The organism is Bradyrhizobium sp., from assembly GCF_049691595.1.
Taxonomy (GTDB): domain Bacteria; phylum Pseudomonadota; class Alphaproteobacteria; order Rhizobiales; family Xanthobacteraceae; genus Bradyrhizobium.
The window spans coordinates 1-2648 of sequence record NZ_JBAVNZ010000542.1; the positions used below are offsets into that span (position 1 = coordinate 1).

Consider the following 2648-nt stretch of genomic DNA (forward strand, 5'->3'; position numbering starts at 1 on the left):
GCGCCAGATGCTCCTGCGCGGTCTCGATCGCGCCGGCGAGCACCGCGAGATCGCCGAGATGGCCGGTTTCCTGCGCTAGCCGCTCGTCTTCGGCCTGGACGCTGGCGATCTCCTGATCGAGCCGTGCCAGCCGGTCGCGATGGGTATGCACGCCGGCTTCGAGCTGATGGCGCTTGGCGGTGAGGTCGGCCAGCAGGGTGGTCAATTCGGTGAACTGACGTTCGGTCGTAGCCAGCGTCGCTTCGGCGTCGGACACGCGTTCATCGGCGCCGCTGCGCTTCTCGACCCGCGACCTGATCTCTTCCTTCAATTCGGAATCTTCGGCATCGAGCCGCCGCAGCGCGACTTCCGCGTCGGAGGTCTGCTGCTGCTCGCGGGCGATGTCGGCGGAAAACTGCGTCAGCCGGCGGTCGAGTTCGGCGACGCGCTCCCTGGCGCGCTCCTCCTCGCGGTCCAGCATTTCGCGTGCATTGGTCAGCCGTGCCAGTCCGGCGGCGGCGCGGGCCTCGCCCTCGCGCAGCGCCGGCAGTTCCGAAGCGCGGATCGCCTGGATACGGGCGGCCTCGGCCTGCTCGCGGGTGCGCTCGGCCATCTCGCGAACATTGAGGTCATGGCTGCGCGCGGCTTCCCCGACGTCGGCGTTGGCCTCGATCCAGCGCAAATGGAACAGCATGGCCTCGGCCTTGCGCACCCGGCTCGCGACCTCGCGGTAGCGGATCGCCTGCCGCGCCTGCTTTTTCAGCCCTTCCATCTGCCCGGCGAGCTGCCCGATCACGTCCTCGACGCGGGTGAGGTTGGTCTCGGCAGCCTTCAGCCGCAATTCGGCCTCGTGGCGGCGGGCGTGCAGCCCGGCGACGCCGGCGGCGTCTTCCAGCACGCGGCGGCGCTGCTCGGGCTTGGCCTGAATGATCTCGCCGATCTTGCCCTGGTGAACCAGCGCCGGCGAACGCGCGCCAGTGGCGGCGTCCGCGAACAGGATCTGCACGTCGCGGGCGCGAACGTCGCGGCCGTTGATGCGATAGACCGAGCCGGCTTCGCGCTCGATCCGCCGCGAGATTTCCAGAATCTCGCGGTCGTTCACCGCCGAGGGCGCGGTGCGATCGGCATTGTCGATCGTCATCACCACTTCGGCATGGTTGCGCGCCGGGCGGCCGCCGGAGCCGGCGAAGATCACGGCATCCATGTCGGCGGCGCGCAGCGATTTGTGCGAGGTCTCGCCCATCGCCCAGCGCAGCGCCTCGACCAGATTCGATTTGCCGCAGCCATTCGGCCCGACCACGCCGGTTAAGCCCGGTTCGATCACGAAGTCAGTGGGTTCGACGAAAGACTTGAATCCGTGGAGGCGAAGGCGGGTGAGTTTCATGGACACGATTCTCTGTTGGCCGGGCGCGAATCTCCCTGCCGTGACAATACCATAGAAGGCAATGTCGGTGTGTGGGCTAAAGTCGCTTCAGGCGGCTCTCATGGGCCGCGACAATGGCGAGGGTGGGGCCTAGGGGCAACCGCCGCCCGTGGTTTTTCCAAGACTTTTGTGAGGCTTAGGGGGCGGAACGAATCGAATTGATTCGGATGTTGAGAATCAGCTCTTCAACAAGGATTTGATACGCTTGTCGAATTCCTCGAACCGGGTGTCGCCCTTGATCATCTCGCCATTGATAAAGAAGGTCGGCGTCGAATTGACCTTGAGCACCTCGGCGGCGAACTTCTGATCGGCGGCGATCTTGTCGAGCAGCGCCTGGTCCTTGAGGCACTCCTCGACCGCCTGCTGGCTGAGGCCGGCCTGCTTGCCGATCCGGGTCAGCGTCTCCGTGGTGTTCTTCACCACCCAGTCGTTCTGCTGCTTGAACAGCATGTCGATCACGGCGAAATATTTGCCCGAGTCGTCCTTGGCGATGCAGCGCGCCAGCATCGAGCCGGCGGCCGCCTTGATGTCGAGCGGGAATTCGCGGAACACATAACGGATCTTGTTGGTGTCGAGATATTCCGACTTGATCTTTGGAAACACTTTTTCGTTGAAATCGGCGCAGTGCGGACAGGTCATCGAGGCGTATTCGGTGATGGTCACCGGGGCGTTGGCGGGGCCGAGCGCCATGTCCGGCAGCGACTGCGGCTTGGCGACGTCGGCGCCTTGCGCCATCGCATCCGCGATCAGGGAGAGCGGCGAGAAACCGACAAAAGCTGCAAGCCCGGTCAGCGACAGGGCGGCGGTGAAGGCGCGGCGCGTGATGATCAAGGTCGGCTCCCGGATTGGCGCGGTCACGCCTGAGGACGTCTGAAAACAAGCCTTCGCTAGCTTGAAACGATAATTGTGGCAATGGCAGGTTGCGACCATCCAGCCGCGCGAAAGTCTCAATTTCGCTTGATCGAGGCCCCGAGCCGCGCCAGCGCCGCGCGCAACGCCTCGTCCTCGACCGAGGACAGGGTTTTGGCGACCTCCGCCACCGATGTTGCATCCGGCGCGCGCGGGGGGGCAGGCCGGTCCCGGCGCGCCAGCGGCGCCTGCCGCAGCGCCAGCCTCCCGACGGCGCTCCAGCCGAAGAAGCGGTTGACCCGTTCCAGGATGACGTCGGACTTGTGCTGGATTTCCAGCGCCGCCGGACCCTCCACCCGCAGTATCAGCGTGGCCGGTTCCTGCGGCTGCCCCTCGA

3 protein-coding genes are annotated in these 2648 nt (G+C 65.7%); all 3 read right to left on the reverse strand.

Features of this window, described 5'->3' with window-relative positions; translation table 11 throughout:
• On the reverse strand, nt 1-1363 hold a 1363-nt coding region (locus WCE35_RS21900), incomplete at its 3' end, for an AAA family ATPase (protein WP_424595407.1).
• Between the two features lie 216 nt (nt 1364-1579).
• Entirely contained in the window at nt 1580-2233 is a 654-nt protein-coding gene (locus WCE35_RS21905; RefSeq protein ID WP_424595409.1) for a DsbA family protein, read from the reverse strand.
• 116 nt (nt 2234-2349) lie between these two features.
• Nucleotides 2350-2648 (reverse strand): DUF721 domain-containing protein (locus WCE35_RS21910; RefSeq protein WP_424595408.1); only part of this gene is annotated, 299 nt, incomplete at its 5' end.